Source organism: Rhizobium sp. SVR5-9E, from assembly GCF_056755095.1.
This window is the reverse complement of sequence record NZ_JBNDHS010000026.1, coordinates 27134-42071: the sequence shown is the minus strand read 5'-3', so window position 1 is coordinate 42071 and position 14938 is coordinate 27134. Positions and strand designations below refer to the sequence as shown.

Annotated in this window: 16 protein-coding genes; 9 read left to right on the top strand and 7 right to left on the bottom strand. The window is 60.9% G+C overall.

Annotated features, from left to right (window positions below; genetic code table 11):
• Window positions 1-25: 25 nt before the first annotated feature.
• The 6 genes from ACPYOJ_RS14530 to dnaN form a co-directional block, all read right to left on the bottom strand.
• The gene (locus tag ACPYOJ_RS14530) at window positions 26-1006 is read right to left on the bottom strand and encodes a complex I NDUFA9 subunit family protein (protein ID WP_481416877.1); all 981 of its coding nucleotides are present in this window, start codon (window positions 1004-1006) and stop codon (window positions 26-28) included.
• A gap of 110 nt (window positions 1007-1116) precedes the next feature.
• The gene (locus ACPYOJ_RS14525) at window positions 1117-1404 is read right to left on the bottom strand and encodes a DUF1330 domain-containing protein (protein ID WP_481416876.1); all 288 of its coding nucleotides are present in this window, start codon (window positions 1402-1404) and stop codon (window positions 1117-1119) included.
• Window positions 1405-1526: 122 nt separating this feature from the next.
• A complete protein-coding gene (gene pyrF, locus ACPYOJ_RS14520; protein ID WP_481416875.1) occupies window positions 1527-2219 on the bottom strand; it encodes an orotidine-5'-phosphate decarboxylase in 693 nt (230 codons plus the stop codon).
• Window position 2220: 1 nt separating this feature from the next.
• Entirely contained in the window at window positions 2221-2808 is a 588-nt protein-coding gene (locus ACPYOJ_RS14515) for a histidine phosphatase family protein (protein WP_481416874.1), read from the bottom strand.
• A 1-nt stretch (window position 2809) separates the two neighbouring features.
• The gene (gene pmtA, locus ACPYOJ_RS14510; protein WP_481416873.1) at window positions 2810-3403 is read right to left on the bottom strand and encodes a phospholipid N-methyltransferase PmtA; all 594 of its coding nucleotides are present in this window, start codon (window positions 3401-3403) and stop codon (window positions 2810-2812) included.
• Between the two features lie 116 nt (window positions 3404-3519).
• On the bottom strand, window positions 3520-4638 hold the full coding sequence (gene dnaN / locus ACPYOJ_RS14505) for a DNA polymerase III subunit beta (protein WP_481416872.1): 1119 nt from the start codon (window positions 4636-4638) through the stop codon (window positions 3520-3522).
• Window positions 4639-4883: 245 nt separating this feature from the next.
• Between dnaN and rsmI the strand changes: the two genes are divergently transcribed.
• The 9 genes from rsmI (at window position 4884) to ACPYOJ_RS14460 (ending at window position 13878) form a co-directional block, all read left to right on the top strand.
• Window positions 4884-5804 (top strand): 16S rRNA (cytidine(1402)-2'-O)-methyltransferase, encoded by a 921-nt coding sequence (gene rsmI, locus ACPYOJ_RS14500; RefSeq protein ID WP_481416900.1) that lies wholly within the window; start codon window positions 4884-4886, stop codon window positions 5802-5804.
• Window positions 5794-6162: a YraN family protein gene (locus ACPYOJ_RS14495; protein ID WP_481416871.1), complete on the top strand. Its 369-nt coding sequence runs from the start codon at window positions 5794-5796 to the stop codon at window positions 6160-6162. The genes rsmI and ACPYOJ_RS14495 overlap by 11 nt, the downstream gene beginning before the upstream one ends.
• Window positions 6163-6284: 122 nt before the next feature.
• Window positions 6285-7610 carry a sn-glycerol-3-phosphate ABC transporter substrate-binding protein UgpB gene (gene ugpB, locus ACPYOJ_RS14490; protein ID WP_168828017.1) on the top strand — a complete coding sequence of 442 codons (1326 nt, stop codon included), beginning with the start codon at window positions 6285-6287 and terminating at the stop codon, window positions 7608-7610.
• 63 nt (window positions 7611-7673) lie between these two features.
• The gene (ugpA, locus tag ACPYOJ_RS14485) at window positions 7674-8558 is read left to right on the top strand and encodes a sn-glycerol-3-phosphate ABC transporter permease UgpA (RefSeq protein ID WP_481416870.1); all 885 of its coding nucleotides are present in this window, start codon (window positions 7674-7676) and stop codon (window positions 8556-8558) included.
• Window positions 8559-8568: 10 nt separating this feature from the next.
• On the top strand, window positions 8569-9417 hold the full coding sequence (gene ugpE / locus ACPYOJ_RS14480; protein ID WP_168828019.1) for a sn-glycerol-3-phosphate ABC transporter permease UgpE: 849 nt from the start codon (window positions 8569-8571) through the stop codon (window positions 9415-9417).
• Window positions 9418-9419: 2 nt separating this feature from the next.
• Window positions 9420-10523: a sn-glycerol-3-phosphate ABC transporter ATP-binding protein UgpC gene (gene ugpC, locus ACPYOJ_RS14475; RefSeq protein WP_481416869.1), complete on the top strand. Its 1104-nt coding sequence runs from the start codon at window positions 9420-9422 to the stop codon at window positions 10521-10523.
• A gap of 95 nt (window positions 10524-10618) precedes the next feature.
• The gene (locus ACPYOJ_RS14470; RefSeq protein WP_481416868.1) at window positions 10619-11122 is read left to right on the top strand and encodes a cupin domain-containing protein; all 504 of its coding nucleotides are present in this window, start codon (window positions 10619-10621) and stop codon (window positions 11120-11122) included.
• 95 nt (window positions 11123-11217) lie between these two features.
• On the top strand, window positions 11218-12165 hold the full coding sequence (gene gshB, locus ACPYOJ_RS14465; protein ID WP_481416867.1) for a glutathione synthase: 948 nt from the start codon (window positions 11218-11220) through the stop codon (window positions 12163-12165).
• A gap of 180 nt (window positions 12166-12345) precedes the next feature.
• Window positions 12346-13878 carry a YifB family Mg chelatase-like AAA ATPase gene (locus ACPYOJ_RS14460; RefSeq protein WP_481416866.1) on the top strand — a complete coding sequence of 511 codons (1533 nt, stop codon included), beginning with the start codon at window positions 12346-12348 and terminating at the stop codon, window positions 13876-13878.
• A gap of 79 nt (window positions 13879-13957) precedes the next feature.
• On the opposite strand, the gene cysK is transcribed toward ACPYOJ_RS14460, so the two are convergent.
• Window positions 13958-14920 carry a cysteine synthase A gene (cysK, locus tag ACPYOJ_RS14455; RefSeq protein WP_481416865.1) on the bottom strand — a complete coding sequence of 321 codons (963 nt, stop codon included), beginning with the start codon at window positions 14918-14920 and terminating at the stop codon, window positions 13958-13960.
• Between the last annotated feature and the right edge of the window lie 18 nt (window positions 14921-14938).

Below are 14938 nucleotides of genomic sequence, written 5' to 3'. Positions count from 1 at the left end.
ACGTTCGAACGCTGGAGGAGGGGGGTTAAGCGGCTTTCCCCGAGCCGGTGTACTGGCCATGCGGGCGATATTGCACGAGGTAGGACGGCAGCACGGAAACCAGCAGCGTCGGTGTGACGTCGAGGGCTTTCAGCGTGCGGCCTTCCGTTTCGGCCGCGTTCGAAACGACATTGTCGCGCTTCAGCAGACGAACCTGGTCGACCGTAATGGGTGGGGTGATAAGAGGGATGAGCGACGCAACGCTGCCCATGAGCGATGCGATGCTGAACGGGATGGAGACCAGCGCGTTCTTGCGCATGGTGACCTTCAGCATAGTCTCCATGCACTGGCGGAAGGTGAGAACTTCCGGACCGCCGAGTTCATAGATTGTCCCGGGGGTAGCCTTGCCATCGACAGCGCGAGCTACAGCTTCGGCGACATCCCCGACATAAACCGGCTGAAACCTCGTGTTGCCGCCACCGATGAGCGGAAGAACCGGCGAAAGGCGAGCCATGTCGGCGAACTTGTTGAAGAAGCCGTCTTCCGGGCCGAAAACGATCGACGGGCGGAAAATCACCGCTTCTCTTACGGTCGAAAGGATTGCCGCCTCTGCGCGACCCTTGGTGCGGGCATAGCTTGAATCGGAATTCGCATCGGCGCCGATCGCCGAGATATGGATGAGTTTCGCGCCACTCGCACGGGCAGCTTCGGCCACGGCGCGTGCGCCAAATTCCTGCACTGCGTCGAAGGTGTTGCGGCCGGCTTCGAAAAGGACGCCGACGCAGTTGATGACGAAATCGGCACCCTCGACGGCGCGATCGACCGAGTTGCGGTAACGCAGGTTCGCCTGAACAAAAGAGATCTGGCCGACATTTCCGAGCGGCTGCAGAAAACCTGCAAGATCGGGCCGGCGTACAGCGACGCGGATGCGATAGCCGCGTTTTGCCAGCGCGCCTACCACATGCCTGCCAATGAAGCCGGAACCTCCGAATACGGTCACGAGCGGCGGCAGGTTGGCAAGGGTCATGGCAGGCTCCTCGAAAGGCTTGGATGGGATGCGTTCATCGGCAAGCTTTTAGCCGAATCCGGGCGCGGCGGAAAGGTCCACATGCGCCCGAAGTCAAGATACGCAGGGGATCAGATTCCTTCGACGACAATCATTTCCGCGTCGGCGACTTCCTGGCGGATCTTGGCGGCGATCTGATATTCCAGCGAGTTGTAGCAATCGACCGCATGCTGCATGGAAGGGAATTCGATGACGACGTTTCGCGCGCGCGACTTGCCTTCAAGTTCAGTCATTGCGCCGCCGCGGGCGAGGAAATTGGCACCGTACTTTTCAAAGGCCGGTTTTGCTGCCGCGACATAGTCCTTGTAACGCTCGGGGTCGCGAACATCGACGCGCGCGATCCAGTATCCCTTGGCCATGGTTTTCCTCCGGTTGACGGTTGTATTTGTCTTCATCCAAATTGCAGGAGGCGTCAATACACCGCGTCCTTGCGTGTACCCGTCAAATGATGAGTTCGATCAATAGCTGGCCGCAACACACGTCAGAGCGCGGCGTCCATCTCAGCAAGAATTGCGCGCGCCGCCTCGCGCGGATCGGACGCTTTGACGATCGGCCGGGCGACGACCAGGTGGCTCGAGCCGGCCTTCAGCGCATCGGAGGGCGTCATGACGCGCTTCTGGTCGCCCTTTTCGCTGCCGGCCGGGCGGATGCCGGGCGTGACGATCGCCATATCGGGGCCGACGATCTTGCGAACGGCAGCCGATTCTTCTGCCGAGCACACGACGCCGCCCATGCCGGCTAGATGGGCCTGTTCAGCGCGGCGGAGGACCAAGGTGTGCGGGTCGTATTCATAGCCAGCAGCGATCAGGTCCTGCTCGTCCATGGACGTCAGAACCGTGACGCCGAGCAGGCAGAGGTCGGAGCCCTTTGCCGCCTCGACGGCAGCTTTCATCGCCTTCGGATAGGCATGCAGTGTCAGCATCGACATGCCCATCTTCACGATGTTCTCCACGCCGGAAGCGACCGTGTTGTCGATATCGAGCAACTTCATGTCGAGGAAGACCTTCTTGCCGCTCTGCGCGAGTTCGCGCGCGAATTCCAGACCGCCGGCAAAGACGAGCTGATAGCCGATCTTGTAGAAAAGAATGTCGTCGCCGAGCGTTGAAACGATCTTTTCCGCCTCGCCAAGTGTCGGAACATCCAGCCCGACGATCAGCCGCTCGCGTGCGCTCATATCACATCCATCCCTGCCAGTCTTCGATGGGTGTCCAGTCGCACGACAGGCGCCGCTCTGCAAGGCTGAAACAGTAGAGATTACCGCCGCCGCCCGGCTGATCGCCATCGCGCGAGATCGTGCGGCGCTCGAGATGGCACTTCAGCAGCGTTCCGACACCGCCATGGCCGACGAAGGCGATCGGTGCCGAGGGATCGTGGTCGTCAAGAATGGTCTCGACGGCAGAGACGATCCGGGCCTGGGCGTCGATCGCCCTTTCCCAGCCTCGAAAACTCTCTTCCGGGCGCGCGAAGAACCAGTCAGCTGCCTTCTCGAATTCCGCAGGCGGCAGGAAGCCGGTCGCCGAGCGGTCGTTTTCGTGCATGCCGGGGACAATTTCGATCGTCACGCCCGCCGCTTGCGCAAGGATAGCTGCGGTCTGTATGGCTTTTGTCTCGTCGCTGGAAACGATGCGGCGCAGTCGCCTCGCCCACACGCTCCTAGCGATGGTGCGGACGCGAGCCTCGCCGGTCTCCGACAGACCCCATTGGGACACCTGGACACCTGGGTCGATCTTCACTTGCGGATGGGTGATGTAAAGCCCGTGCATCTCAGCTGCGGCGGTAGATCCAAAGCTGGGCCGGCGGGATATTGCGGACGATGAAATCGAAATGCTTGATATGGTATCGCTCCGGCCGGGCGATGATCGGCGAGACGGGACCATAGGAAATCTGGACGACGGGCCTGCCTGCCGGCATACGGTCGAGGAGGCTTTCGAGAAGGGCGATCCGCGCCTGCATCGGGAAGTTTAGAAGCGGCACGGCCGAAACGACGGAATCGAAAGTCTGATCCTTGAGCGCGCCCAGCGTCTTGTCCAGGCTGAACGCATCGCCGTTGATGAAGCGCACGCCCGGATAGAGGCGGACGAGATGCTCGTAGAAATCGGTCGAATACTCGATAGCGACGAGGTTTTCCGGCTTCACGCCGCGGCCGAGGATGGCCTTGGTAATGGCGCCAGTGCCGGGACCGAGTTCCAGAACCGGGAGACCGGAGTTCACGTTGACGACGCTTGCCATCTTGCGGGCGGTGATCGAGGACGTCGGAACGATGGAGCCGACCGTTTTCGGCCCCTGCATCATGCCCTTGAAGAAGCGGATTTCCTCATCGAACTTTTTGCCGAGCCGTTCCTTCAGCCGCAACGCCATGCCGTCCTCCACGATCACGCAAACAAATCGTCAGTTCTCTATTTGCAGTCCTCGGATACGAAAACAAGACCAAATGTCGCAATCGGCAAACTTCACGCGGTAAATGCGACGCGCGATTACACGCGCATCGGCATCAAGACATAGAGCGCATCGTCGCCGGCGGTGTCGCGAATAAGCGTTGGCGAGCCTGCATCGGCAAGCTGGAAGATCGCCTGATCGCCGGAAAGCTGGGCCGTGATGTCGAGCAGATATTTGGCGTTGAAGCCGATTTCCATGGAATCGGTGTCGTAGTCCACCGCCACCTCTTCCGTGGCACTGCCGGAGTCCGGATTGTTGACCGTAAGCAGCAGCTGGCCGTCGGAGAGCGCCAGCTTCACGGCGCGGCCACGCTCGGAGGAAATCGTCGAGACGCGATCGACAGCTTGGGCAAATGTCGTGCAATCGACACGCATCTCCTTGTCGTTGCCCGTCGGGATAACGCGCTGGTAGTCCGGGAAAGTGCCGTCGATGAGCTTCGAGGTCATGACGATCGAGCCGATGCTGAGGCGGATCTTCGCGTCCGAGACTTCCACGGTGACGACCGCATCAGGATTGTCGACCAATTTCTGCAGTTCGCCGACCGTCTTGCGAGGAATGATGATGCCCGGCATGCCTTCGGAACCCGAGGGCGCCTTCACATCGGCGCGCGCGAGGCGATGGCCGTCGGTGGCGACCGCGCGTAGCTTCAGGTCGCCGCCGCTTTCGATCGTGTGGAAGAAGATACCGTTCAGGTAATAGCGCGTCTCTTCGGTCGAGATCGCAAACTGCGTGCGATCGATCAGCATCTTGAGATCGGATGCCTTCAGCTTGAACGAATGCGTGAAGGTGCCGGCGGTCAGATCCGGGAAGTCGGATTGCGGCAGGCACTGCAGCGAAAATTTCGAGCGGCCGGACTGGACCGCCATCGAGCCGCCATCCGTCGATGTCGCAAGCAGAACTTCCGAGCCGTCCGGTAGCTTGCGGACGATGTCGTAAAGAAGATGCGCCGGGACTGTCGTCGCGCCAGGCTGCTCGACATTGGCGGGCGTGGCTTCGGTCACTTCGAGGTCGAGGTCGGTCGCCTTCATGTCGAGGTTCTGACCATCGGCGCGCAGCAGGATATTGGACAGGATCGGGATCGTGTTGCGACGTTCGACCACGCGGTGAACGTGGTTCAGCGACTTCAACAGGTTTGACCGCTCAATTGTAATACGCATGGGATGCTACCGCTTTTCGACCGTTACTGTCCCGGCGTACAAAGGCGCGCCAGAAGATGCTTTTCGGCTCCGGACCGGAGGAGTGGATAGGCAAAATGGCAGAACTTTGCGGCCGAATGCAAGGGGTGCGAGGCCAAGCGGGGCTCCAATTGCGGTTTTCCGCGATGATGCTCACAGAATTCCCGACACTTGCCGCCGACAAAGCCCTCGCGCATAAAGATTAAAGAGCAAAAGGGGCCTTGAACTTGAATAATGAGGATACGCCAAGCGAGAGCGGTGGGCACCGCGGCTATCGCTTGCACAACGTCGCCATTCCGGCCCGCCCGCTGGAGCCGGCGCTTTATCTCGTCGCTACGCCGATCGGCAATCTCGGTGATATCACGTTGCGGGCGCTGGAAACGCTTGCGGGTGCCGATGTGCTTGCCTGCGAGGACACGCGCGTGACCCGCGTTCTTCTGGATCGGTACGGTATCCGCAACCGGCCGTTTGCCTATCATGAGTATAATGCCGATGAGGCAGGTCCGCGATTGTTGGCTGCGCTTGCGGCTGGCAAGTCCGTCGCGTTGGTCTCCGACGCCGGAACGCCGCTCGTTTCCGATCCCGGCTATCGCCTCGCGCAGGCGGCGATCGAAGCAGGCTATCGTGTTATTCCCGTTCCAGGGGCATCCGCACCGCTCGCCGCGCTCGTCGGCTCGGGTCTGCCGAACGATGCCTTCTTGTTTGCAGGGTTCCTCCCCGTCAAGGACAAGGCTCGGCGCGACCGGCTGGCGGAACTTGCCGCCACCCCGGCAACGCTGCTCTTCTTTGAATCGCCGCACCGCATCGGCGCGACGCTGGCTGCCGCTGCCGATGTGCTTGGGCCCACCCGCAACGCATCCGTCTGCCGTGAGTTGACGAAGACCTATGAGGAGTTCCGCCGAGGCACGCTCACGGAACTTGCCGCGCACTACGCCGAAAACGACAACGTGAAGGGCGAGATCGTGCTCGTGATCGGCCCCCCGGAAGAGAAGCAGGCGGACGAGGCGGACGTTGAGGCAATTCTCGCCAATCTTGCGACTTCCATGCCGACGGCCAAGGCGGCCGCTGAAGCTGCCCGGCTTACCGGCCTGCCACGCAAGGAACTTTACCAGCGTCTGCTCGATATGAAGGTCAGGGATGAGCGATAGGGATGTAACCCTTAGCCGGAGAAAGGCTGAACGCCGCGGCCATATCTCGGAATATATCGCGGCGGTCGTTTTGATGCTGAAGGGCTATCGCATCGTAGCGTTCCGCTACCGCACGAAGCTCGGCGAGATCGATATCATTGCCCGAAAGCGCGACCTCGCGGTCTTCGTCGAGGTGAAGGCCCGGTGCGACGAATTACGCGCCGTAGATGCGGTTTCGTACGCCGCCCAAAAACGCATCCGGAACGCCAGTGATCTGTGGCTCGCGCGCCAGCCGGATTACAGCCGCCTCTCTCAACGATATGATATTGTAGCGGTATTGCCCGGCCGTCTGCCGCGGCATTTTCCAGATGCATTCTGATCGGCTTGCATAGCTGTGCAAAATGCCGGATTTTGTGACGGTCCTGTCATGAAACTTTTAAGGAGGCGTCACAGTAGCCCTCTATTGCGTCTCTCACCAATAGTTGGTGAGAGGGTTTATCCATGTTCAAGAAGTTTGCGCTGGCCGCTGCTGCGGTCGTACTGTCTTCGTCGACGTCGTTCGCCGCGACTGAAGTCACCTGGTGGCATGCCATGGGCGGCGAGCTCGGCCAGAAGCTCGAGCAGATCGTCCAGAAGTTCAACGACAGCCAGACCGAATACCACGTCACGCCGGTCTTCAAGGGCACCTATCCGGAAACCCTGACGGCCGCGATCGCAGCGTTCCGCGCAGGTCAACAGCCGGCTATCGTTCAGGTCTTCGAAGTCGGCACCGGTACGATGATGGCTGCCAAGGGCGCCGTTTACCCGGTCTACAAGCTGATGGCTGATGAAGGCGAGCCGTGGGATCCGTCGAAGTTCATCGCGCCGGTCGTCGGCTACTACTCCGATCCGGAAGGCAACATTCTGTCCTTCCCGTTCAACTCCTCGACGCCGATCCTCTACTACAACAAGGACGTCTTCAAGAAGGCCGGCCTTGATCCGGAAGTCGCTCCGAAGACCTATGCCGAACTGGCTGACTTCTCGAAGAAGATCGTCGATTCCGGCGCTGCCAAGTGCGGCTTCACCATCACCTATGCTGCCACCTGGCTCGGTCTCGAAAACTTCTCGGCCATTCATGACCTGCCTTACGGCACGCTGCAGAACGGCTTCGGCGGCACCAAGGCTGAACTTAGTTTTAATGGCCCGAACCAGGCTCGTCTCTGGGACGACCTGAAGAAGTGGCAGGACGCCGGTTACTTCCAGTACGGCGGCCCGGGCGGCGGTCCCGACTCGGCTCCGAAGTTCTATTCGCAGGAATGTGCCATCTATATGGGCTCCTCGGGCTCGCGCGCAGGCGTCATCGCCAACGCCAAGAATTTCCAGGTCGGTTTCTCGACGCTCCCCTACTACGACGACGTGACCAAGGATCCGAAGAACTCGATCATCGGCGGCGCAACCCTCTGGGTATTGAACGGCCAGAAGCCGGAAGTCTACAAGGGTGCCGCCAAGTTCTTCACCTATCTCAGCCAGCCGGAAGTACAGGCTGATTGGCACCAGTTCTCCGGATACCTGCCGATCACCAACGCTGCCTACGATCTCGGCAAGTCGCAGGGTTACTACGAAAAGAACCCGGGCTCCGACGTCGGTATCAAGCAGATCACCCGCGGCACGCCGTCCGACAACTCGAAGGGCGTTCGCTTCGGCAACCTGACGCAGATCCGCGACATCATCGACCAGCAACTCGAAACCGTGCTTTCCGGCAAGCAGACCGGTCAGCAGGCGCTCGATGAAGCCGTCAAGGAAGGCAACGCCATCCTGCGCGAATTCGAAGCCGCAAACTCGAACTAAGCCTTCGAGGTTGAATCCAAGCCCTCCCCACGCCGGGGAGGGCCTTTCCATGTTGGGCGAGCCATGCAGACAAAGCGCACAATCTTCTTGAACCGCGTCCTGCCATATTTCCTTCTGGCGCCGCAGCTCGCGATTACACTTGTTTTCTTCATTTGGCCTGCGTTCCAGGCATTCCGCCAGTCGTTCCTGCGCGAAGACCCCTTCGGCATGAAGACGACCTTTGTTTGGTTTGCCAACTACACGAAGCTCTTCGGCAGCGCCGATTACATGAATGCGCTATGGGTGACGCTGATCTTTTCGGTGTCCGTTACCGTGCTTTCGATGGGGCTTTCGCTGCTCTTCGCCGTCTGCGTGAACCGCGTGCTGAAGACCGGAAGGCTCTATACCACGCTGCTCGTTTGGCCCTACGCCGTCGCACCCGCCGCGGCCGGCCTTCTCTGGTGGTTCATGTTCAACCCCAGCATCGGCATCCTGCCCTATATCCTTCGCCATCTCGGCTATGACTGGAACCACCGCCTGAACGGCAATGATGCGATGATCCTCATCGTCGTCGCCTCGGCCTGGAAGCAGATTTCCTACAATTTCCTCTTCTTCGTCGCCGGCCTGCAGTCCGTTCCGCAATCGGTGACGGAAGCTGCCGCCATCGATGGCGCCGGTCCGTTCAAGCGATTCTGGACGGTGGTTTTCCCGCTGCTTTCGCCGACAACCTTCTTTCTGGCGGTCGTCAACATCACCTATGCGCTGTTCGACACATTCCCTGTTGTGGACTCGACCACCTCCGGCGGCCCCTCGCAATCCACCAACACGCTGGTCTACAAGGTCTATGCCGATGGTTTCGTAGGCCTCAACCTCGGTCCTTCCGCCGCTCAATCGGTCGTGCTGATGCTTATCGTCGTCGCCCTGACCGTGATCCAGTTCCGCTGGGTCGAGAAAAAAGTACAGTATTGAGGCCCGCGCGATGATCGAGAACCGTCCCTTTCTGAACTTCCTCACGCATCTCGTGCTGATCGTCGGCGTGGTAACGGTGATCTTCCCCGTCTATCTCGCCTTCATCGCCGCGACCCACGGCTCGACGGATTTCATGACCGGCCTGGTGCCGCTCCTTCCCGGCGATCAGCTCGTTTCAAATTTCAGCCAGCTGCTCAGCAACGGCAACTCGGTGGCCGGTGCGCCACCCTTCGCGCTGATGCTGGCAAACAGCTTGCTGATGGCGGTGATGATTGCCGTCGGCAAGATCGCAATCTCGATCCTCTCCGCCTTCGCGATCGTCTATTTCCGCTTCCCGTTCCGCATGGCCGCGTTCTGGGTCATCTTCCTGACGCTCATGCTGCCGGTCGAAGTGCGTATCCTGCCGACCTACAAGGTGGTCGCCGACCTCGGCATGCTGAATTCCTATCCGGGTCTGATCATTCCGCTGATCGCATCGGCGACCGCAACCTTTCTGTTCCGCCAGTTCTTTCTGACGATCCCGGAGGAACTGATGGAGGCAGCGCGCGTCGATGGCTCCGGACCGATGAAGTTCTTCGTCGATATCCTGCTGCCGCTGTCGCGTACCAATATCGCCGCTCTCTTCATCATTCTCTTCATCTACGGCTGGAACCAGTATCTCTGGCCAATGCTGATCACCACCGACCCCGGCTATTACACCGCGGTGATGGGCATCAAGCGCCTGGCCGCAGTCCTCGACGGCAACACGCAGTGGAACCTCGTCATGGCGGGCGTTATCCTGGCTGCCCTGCCGCCGGTCCTCATCATCATCGTCATGCAGCGCCTTTTCGTCAAAGGCCTGGTCGAAACGGAGAAATGACAATGGCCTCTATCGATGTAGAAGGCGTCGGCAAGATCTATCACGGTGGGGTCAAGGCCGTCTCCGATGTCGGCATCAATATCAAGGATGGTGAGTTCATCGTGCTTGTCGGGCCTTCGGGCTGCGGCAAGTCCACGCTGCTGCGCATGATCGCCGGTCTTGAAAGCATTTCTGAAGGGCAGGTGAAAATCGGCAACCGCGTCGTCAACAATGTCGAGCCGGCTGAACGCGACATTGCCATGGTCTTCCAGAACTACGCGCTCTATCCGCATATGTCTGTCCGGCAGAACCTCGAATACGGCCTGAAGAACCGCAAGACGCCAAGGAATGAAATCGACGCCCGCGTCGCGGAAGCCGCGCGCATGCTGCAGATCGCGCAATATCTGGAGCGCAAGCCGAAGGCGCTCTCCGGTGGCCAGCGCCAGCGTGTTGCGATGGGACGCGCGATCGTCCGCAAGCCTGCCGTTTTCCTGTTCGACGAGCCGCTCTCGAACCTCGATGCCAAGCTGCGTGTTTCGATGCGCGGCGAGATCAAGCGCTTGCAGCGCCGTCTCGCCACGACCTCGATCTATGTCACCCATGACCAGCTGGAGGCGATGACGCTCGCCGACCGCCTCGTGGTGCTGAATGGCGGCAGGATCGAGCAGGTCGGCGCGCCGCTCGACGTCTATCACACGCCCGCGTCCACTTTCGTGGCGAGCTTCATCGGCTCTCCCGCCATGAATCTTCTGAAAGGCGAGCTGCATGGCGACAAGCTGGCGATTGGCCCGAGCCTGATCGATCTCGCGGGCAATGCCCCAACCTCCGGCCCCGTCACCATCGGGATGCGCGCGGAAGACCTGCGCCTAGCCAAGCCGGACGAATACGCCATGCCGCTGACGGTGGAATATGTCGAAGAACTCGGCTCGCAACGCCTCGTCCACGGGCTTCTGGGCGACCAGCCGTTGACGGCGGTCGTCTCCCCGGAAACGGCGATGGCAGCGGAACTGCGCTTCGTGATCGCGCCGGAAAAGCTGCATTTCTTCGCGCATGACACCGGCAAGCGCATCGCTGGCGGCGCTACGGCTGCCGATAGTCCGGCCGCCGCGGCTCATGCGATCGCTTGAAACGCATTGTTAAGATTTTAACAGTCGCCTGAACGGAGCCGTTACGACTCTCTGCTATTCCGCAATGACCGGGGATAGCAATTAGGGGGTTGTGCATGGCCTGGAAGTTGATGCTCGCAAGCGCGGTCGCGATGGCGGCGCGTTCCGTACCGCAGGTCATTGTGCCGGCGCGCGGCAAGAACTTCGTTGCGCATTCCAGCGACCGCCTGCCGATGAAATCGACGCCGATCAACCCGGATTGGGTCGTAGCCGGCGACCCGCAGGCGCGTACCGCGGAGCATTCCCGCGGCCATGACGACGCATCAGTGACGGCGATCTGGGACTGCACCGCCGGCGAATTCCGCTGGTTCTTCGGCTGGGACGAGACGGTGATGATCCTCGAAGGCGAAGTGCATGTCACCGCGGAAGATGGAACCGAACGGATGCTGCGTGCCGGCGACGTCGCCTTCTTCGCAGGCGGCACATGGGCAAGCTGGCGGGTGGACAACTACGTGCGGAAGGTCGCGTTCCTTCGCAAGCCGTTCCCGAAGCCGGTTGCGATCCTCTACCGTCTTCGCAACCTCCTGCGAAACGGCGAACAGCAGGGCCTCGCGGCCTGAAAAATCCTAGACGTGAGTGGCCTGACGTCATTGATTGGCGTTGCGTTTGCGCTGCTTGAGACCTACATCTGTCCGGCATTCAATGAGGGACGGAAATGGCCAAGATCAAGAACGTAGCGGTCCAGATGGACCATGTCGCGGGCATCAATATCGCAGGCGATTCCACCTTCGCCATGAGCCTCGAGGCGCAAACGCGCGGCTACAAGCTTTTCCATTATACGCCCGAGCGGCTGAGCTTCCGTGACGGCAGGCTCTACGCCTCCGTCGAGCCGATGCTGCTGCGCGACGTGAAGGGCGACCATTTCGAACTCGGCGCCCCCGAGCGTGTCGATCTTTCGACCATGGACGTCGTGCTGCTCCGCCAGGACCCGCCCTTCGACATGGCCTACATCACCTCCACACATCTCCTGGAGCGCATCCATCCGAAGACGCTCGTCGTCAACGATCCGGCCTGGGTGCGCAATTCGCCGGAGAAGGTTTTCGTTACCGAATTTGCCGATCTCATGCCGAAGACGCTGATCACCAAGGATGCGGAGGAGATCCGCCGCTTCCGCGAAGAGATGGGCGACATCATTCTGAAGCCGCTCTACGGCAATGGCGGTGCCGGCGTTTTCCACTCGACCAGGGACGACCGCAACCTTTCCTCGCTGCTCGAAATGTTCGGCCAGCTTTTCCGCGAGCCCTTCATCGCCCAGCAATATCTGCCGGATGTCCGCAAGGGCGACAAGCGCATCATCCTCGTCGACGGCGAGCCGGTCGGCGCCATCAACCGGGTGCCGGCCGAGCACGACAGCCGCTCCAATATGCATGTCGGCGGCCGCGCGGAGGCCACCGAACTGACGGCCCGCGAAAAGGAAATCTGCAGGCGCATTGGCCCGGCATTGAGAGAACGCGGTTTCCTGCTTGTCGGGATCGATGTCATTGGCGACTACCTGACCGAGATCAACGTCACCTCTCCGACGGGACTCCGGGAGGTCCGCAAGTTCGGCGGTGCCGATATCGCAAGCCTCCTCTGGGATGCCATCGAGCGCAAGCGCGCCTGACCGTTCCGGCTTCTGTTCCCTTTCGTTCGCGCTCTGCGTACTCGCTGCAACCCGGCTGCAACGAGTACGTGAGTCCGTTCTTTTATTGTTCTTGTTTTATTCTTTCTTCTATGTAAGATTGCAATCTGTGGCGACAACAAGTCGCAAAACGGGCGTAAAAGTTGCGGGCAGGGGATGGGCATGGTCGCGCGCGTCAGTACGGTTGCATTTCAAGGCATTGAAGGCGTACCTGTGGAGGTCCAGGTGATGGTCGCTCCCGGTAAAGTGGGAATGCAGATCGTCGGGTTGCCCGACAAGGCCGTGGCGGAAAGCCGCGATCGTGTGCAGGCGGCACTCCATGCTTCCGGTCTCGCGTTGCCGGCAAAGAGAGTAACGGTCAATCTCGCGCCTGCCGATCTGCCGAAGGAAGGCAGCCACTTCGATCTGCCGATCGCGCTCGGCCTGATGGCGGCGCTTGGGGCCATACCGGCGGATGCGCTTTCCGAGTTCGTCGTGCTTGGCGAACTCAATCTCGACGGCACGATTGCGCCGGTTTCCGGCGCGCTCCCGGCGGCGATCGGCGCCAACGCTATGGGCAAGGGCCTGATATGTCCGGCTGAAAGTGGCGCGGAAGCCGCATGGGCAGGCGCCGACCTCGACATCCTCGCACCGCGCAGCCTGATCGCGCTCGCCAATCATTTCCGGGGAACGCAGGTGCTTTCGCGACCGGAGCCATCTATCCGCGCCAATGCGGCCAACCTGCCGGACCTTGCCGACATCAAGGGGCAGGAGAGCGCCAAGCGCGCGCTCGAAGTGGCAGCCGCCGGCGGGCATAATCTCCTGATGGTCGGTCCGCCCGGCTCCGGCAAGTCGATGCTGGCAGCGCGGCTACCCTCCATCCTGCCACCGCTTTCGGCGGCCGAGCTTCTCGAAGTCTCGATGATCCATTCCATTGCCGGCCAGCTTTCCGGCGGCAAGCTCTCGGATCGCCGTCCGTTCCGCACGCCGCATCATTCCGCGACGATGGCGGCGATGGTCGGCGGCGGCCTGCGTGCGAGGCCCGGCGAAGCGTCGCTGGCGCATCACGGCGTCCTCTTCCTGGACGAGTTTCCCGAATTTTCGCCGCAGGCGCTGGATGCACTGCGCCAGCCGCTGGAAACGGGTGAGTGCATCATCGCCCGTGCCAACCACCGGGTTTCCTATCCGGCGAGCATCCAGCTTGTCGCGGCTATGAACCCCTGCCGCTGCGGCATGGCCGGCGAACCGGGCCACAGCTGCGCCCGCGGCCCGCGTTGCCAGTCGGATTACCAGGCGCGAATTTCCGGACCCTTGATGGACCGCATCGATATCCGCATCGACGTTCCTGCGGTGTCCGCAGCCGACCTCATTCGCCCGATGGCAGCCGAGACAAGTGCCGCGGTGGCAGCCCGCGTCGCGCTCGCCCGGGAGATCCAGCAGGATCGCTTCATTGCGGCGGGTCTTGCAGGGATTGTCACGAATGCCCGCTGTTCGACGGCAGCGATCGAAAAATATGCCGAACCGGATGCCGGCGGCCTGCAGCTACTGCGCGACGCCGCCGAGAAAATGCGGTTTTCAGCACGCGGCTATCACCGCGTGCTGAAGGTGGCGCGGACACTTGCCGATCTCGACGGCAAGCCCATGGTCGGGCGTATTCATCTTGCGGAAGCCATTTCCTACCGGATTGCCGGCGAGCGGTTGACGGTGGCTGCGTGAGATGAGCGAGTAGGAAGTCGCAAATAGCGAATAGTTACATGGCTTGCCTGCAGCCTCGAAGGCGGTAGCCTCTCGCTATTCAGTTCCCTAGTCCTTCAAATAGCGCCGTCGAAAGATAGCGCTCTGCGAAAGACGGAATGATAACGACGATATTCTTGCCCGCATTCTCCTCGCGGCGACCGATCTCGATGGCAGCCGCCAGCGCCGCACCAGAGGAAATGCCGACGGGAACACCCTCGAGCTTGGCGACGAGGCGGGCTATCTCCATGGACTGGGCGCTGTTGACGGTGACGATCTCGTCATAGATCTTGGTATCGAGGATCGCAGGGGCAAAGCCGGCGCCGATGCCCTGGATCTTGTGCGGGCCTGGCTGGCCGCCGGATAGAACAGGAGACTCTTCCGGTTCGACCGCAATCACCTTGATTTCCGGCTTCTTCGACTTCAGAACCTGGCCGGCCCCTGTGATTGTGCCGCCCGTGCCAATGCCGGAAACGAGAATGTCGACGGTGCCTTCGGTATCGTTCCAGATTTCCTCGGCCGTTGTCTTGCGGTGGATTTCCGGGTTTGCCGGATTCTCGAACTGCTGGGGGATGATGGCGTCGGGAAGCGACGCGGCAAGTTCTTCCGCCTTGGCGATTGCGCCCTTCATGCCCTTCGACCCTTCGGTCAGCACGAGTTCGGCGCCGAGCAGCGCCAGCATCTTGCGGCGCTCGACCGACATGGTCTCCGGCATGGTAAGGATGAGCTTATAGCCCTTGGCCGCGGCTGCGAAGGCGAGCGCGATGCCAGTATTGCCCGAGGTCGGTTCGATGAGCGTCGAGCGGCCGGGCGTAATTTTGCCCTGAGCTTCGAGACTCTCGATCATGGCGACGCCGATGCGATCCTTGACCGAGGCAATCGGGTTGAAGAATTCGAGCTTGGCAAGAAGATTTGCCCTGACGCCCTTTTCCTTGGCGAGCTTGTCGAGGCGAACAATCGGCGTATCGCCGATGGTCTCGGTGATCGACGAGTAGATGCGGCCACGGCCCGGTTTCCTCAGCATGAATACGCTCCCTTAATG

What these genes read in the sequence shown, in the direction of transcription:
- pmtA (WP_481416873.1), bottom strand. Translation starts at nt 3,403, where the DNA reads ATGGCGTTGCGGCTGAAGGAACGGCTCGGCAAAAAGTTCGATGAGGAA.
- ACPYOJ_RS14470 (WP_481416868.1), top strand. Translation starts at nt 10,619, where the DNA reads ATGGCCTGGAAGTTGATGCTCGCAAGCGCGGTCGCGATGGCGGCGCGT.
- ACPYOJ_RS14525 (WP_481416876.1), bottom strand. Translation starts at nt 1,404, where the DNA reads ATGGCCAAGGGATACTGGATCGCGCGCGTCGATGTTCGCGACCCCGAG.
- ACPYOJ_RS14495 (WP_481416871.1), top strand. Translation starts at nt 5,794, where the DNA reads ATGAGCGATAGGGATGTAACCCTTAGCCGGAGAAAGGCTGAACGCCGC.
- cysK (WP_481416865.1), bottom strand. Translation starts at nt 14,920, where the DNA reads ATGCTGAGGAAACCGGGCCGTGGCCGCATCTACTCGTCGATCACCGAG.
- ugpC (WP_481416869.1), top strand. Translation starts at nt 9,420, where the DNA reads ATGGCCTCTATCGATGTAGAAGGCGTCGGCAAGATCTATCACGGTGGG.
- dnaN (WP_481416872.1), bottom strand. Translation starts at nt 4,638, where the DNA reads ATGCGTATTACAATTGAGCGGTCAAACCTGTTGAAGTCGCTGAACCAC.
- pyrF (WP_481416875.1), bottom strand. Translation starts at nt 2,219, where the DNA reads ATGAGCGCACGCGAGCGGCTGATCGTCGGGCTGGATGTTCCGACACTT.
- ACPYOJ_RS14515 (WP_481416874.1), bottom strand. Translation starts at nt 2,808, where the DNA reads ATGCACGGGCTTTACATCACCCATCCGCAAGTGAAGATCGACCCAGGT.
- ugpA (WP_481416870.1), top strand. Translation starts at nt 7,674, where the DNA reads ATGCAGACAAAGCGCACAATCTTCTTGAACCGCGTCCTGCCATATTTC.
- ugpB (WP_168828017.1), top strand. Translation starts at nt 6,285, where the DNA reads ATGTTCAAGAAGTTTGCGCTGGCCGCTGCTGCGGTCGTACTGTCTTCG.
- ugpE (WP_168828019.1), top strand. Translation starts at nt 8,569, where the DNA reads ATGATCGAGAACCGTCCCTTTCTGAACTTCCTCACGCATCTCGTGCTG.
- ACPYOJ_RS14530 (WP_481416877.1), bottom strand. Translation starts at nt 1,006, where the DNA reads ATGACCCTTGCCAACCTGCCGCCGCTCGTGACCGTATTCGGAGGTTCC.
- gshB (WP_481416867.1), top strand. Translation starts at nt 11,218, where the DNA reads ATGGCCAAGATCAAGAACGTAGCGGTCCAGATGGACCATGTCGCGGGC.
- ACPYOJ_RS14460 (WP_481416866.1), top strand. Translation starts at nt 12,346, where the DNA reads ATGGTCGCGCGCGTCAGTACGGTTGCATTTCAAGGCATTGAAGGCGTA.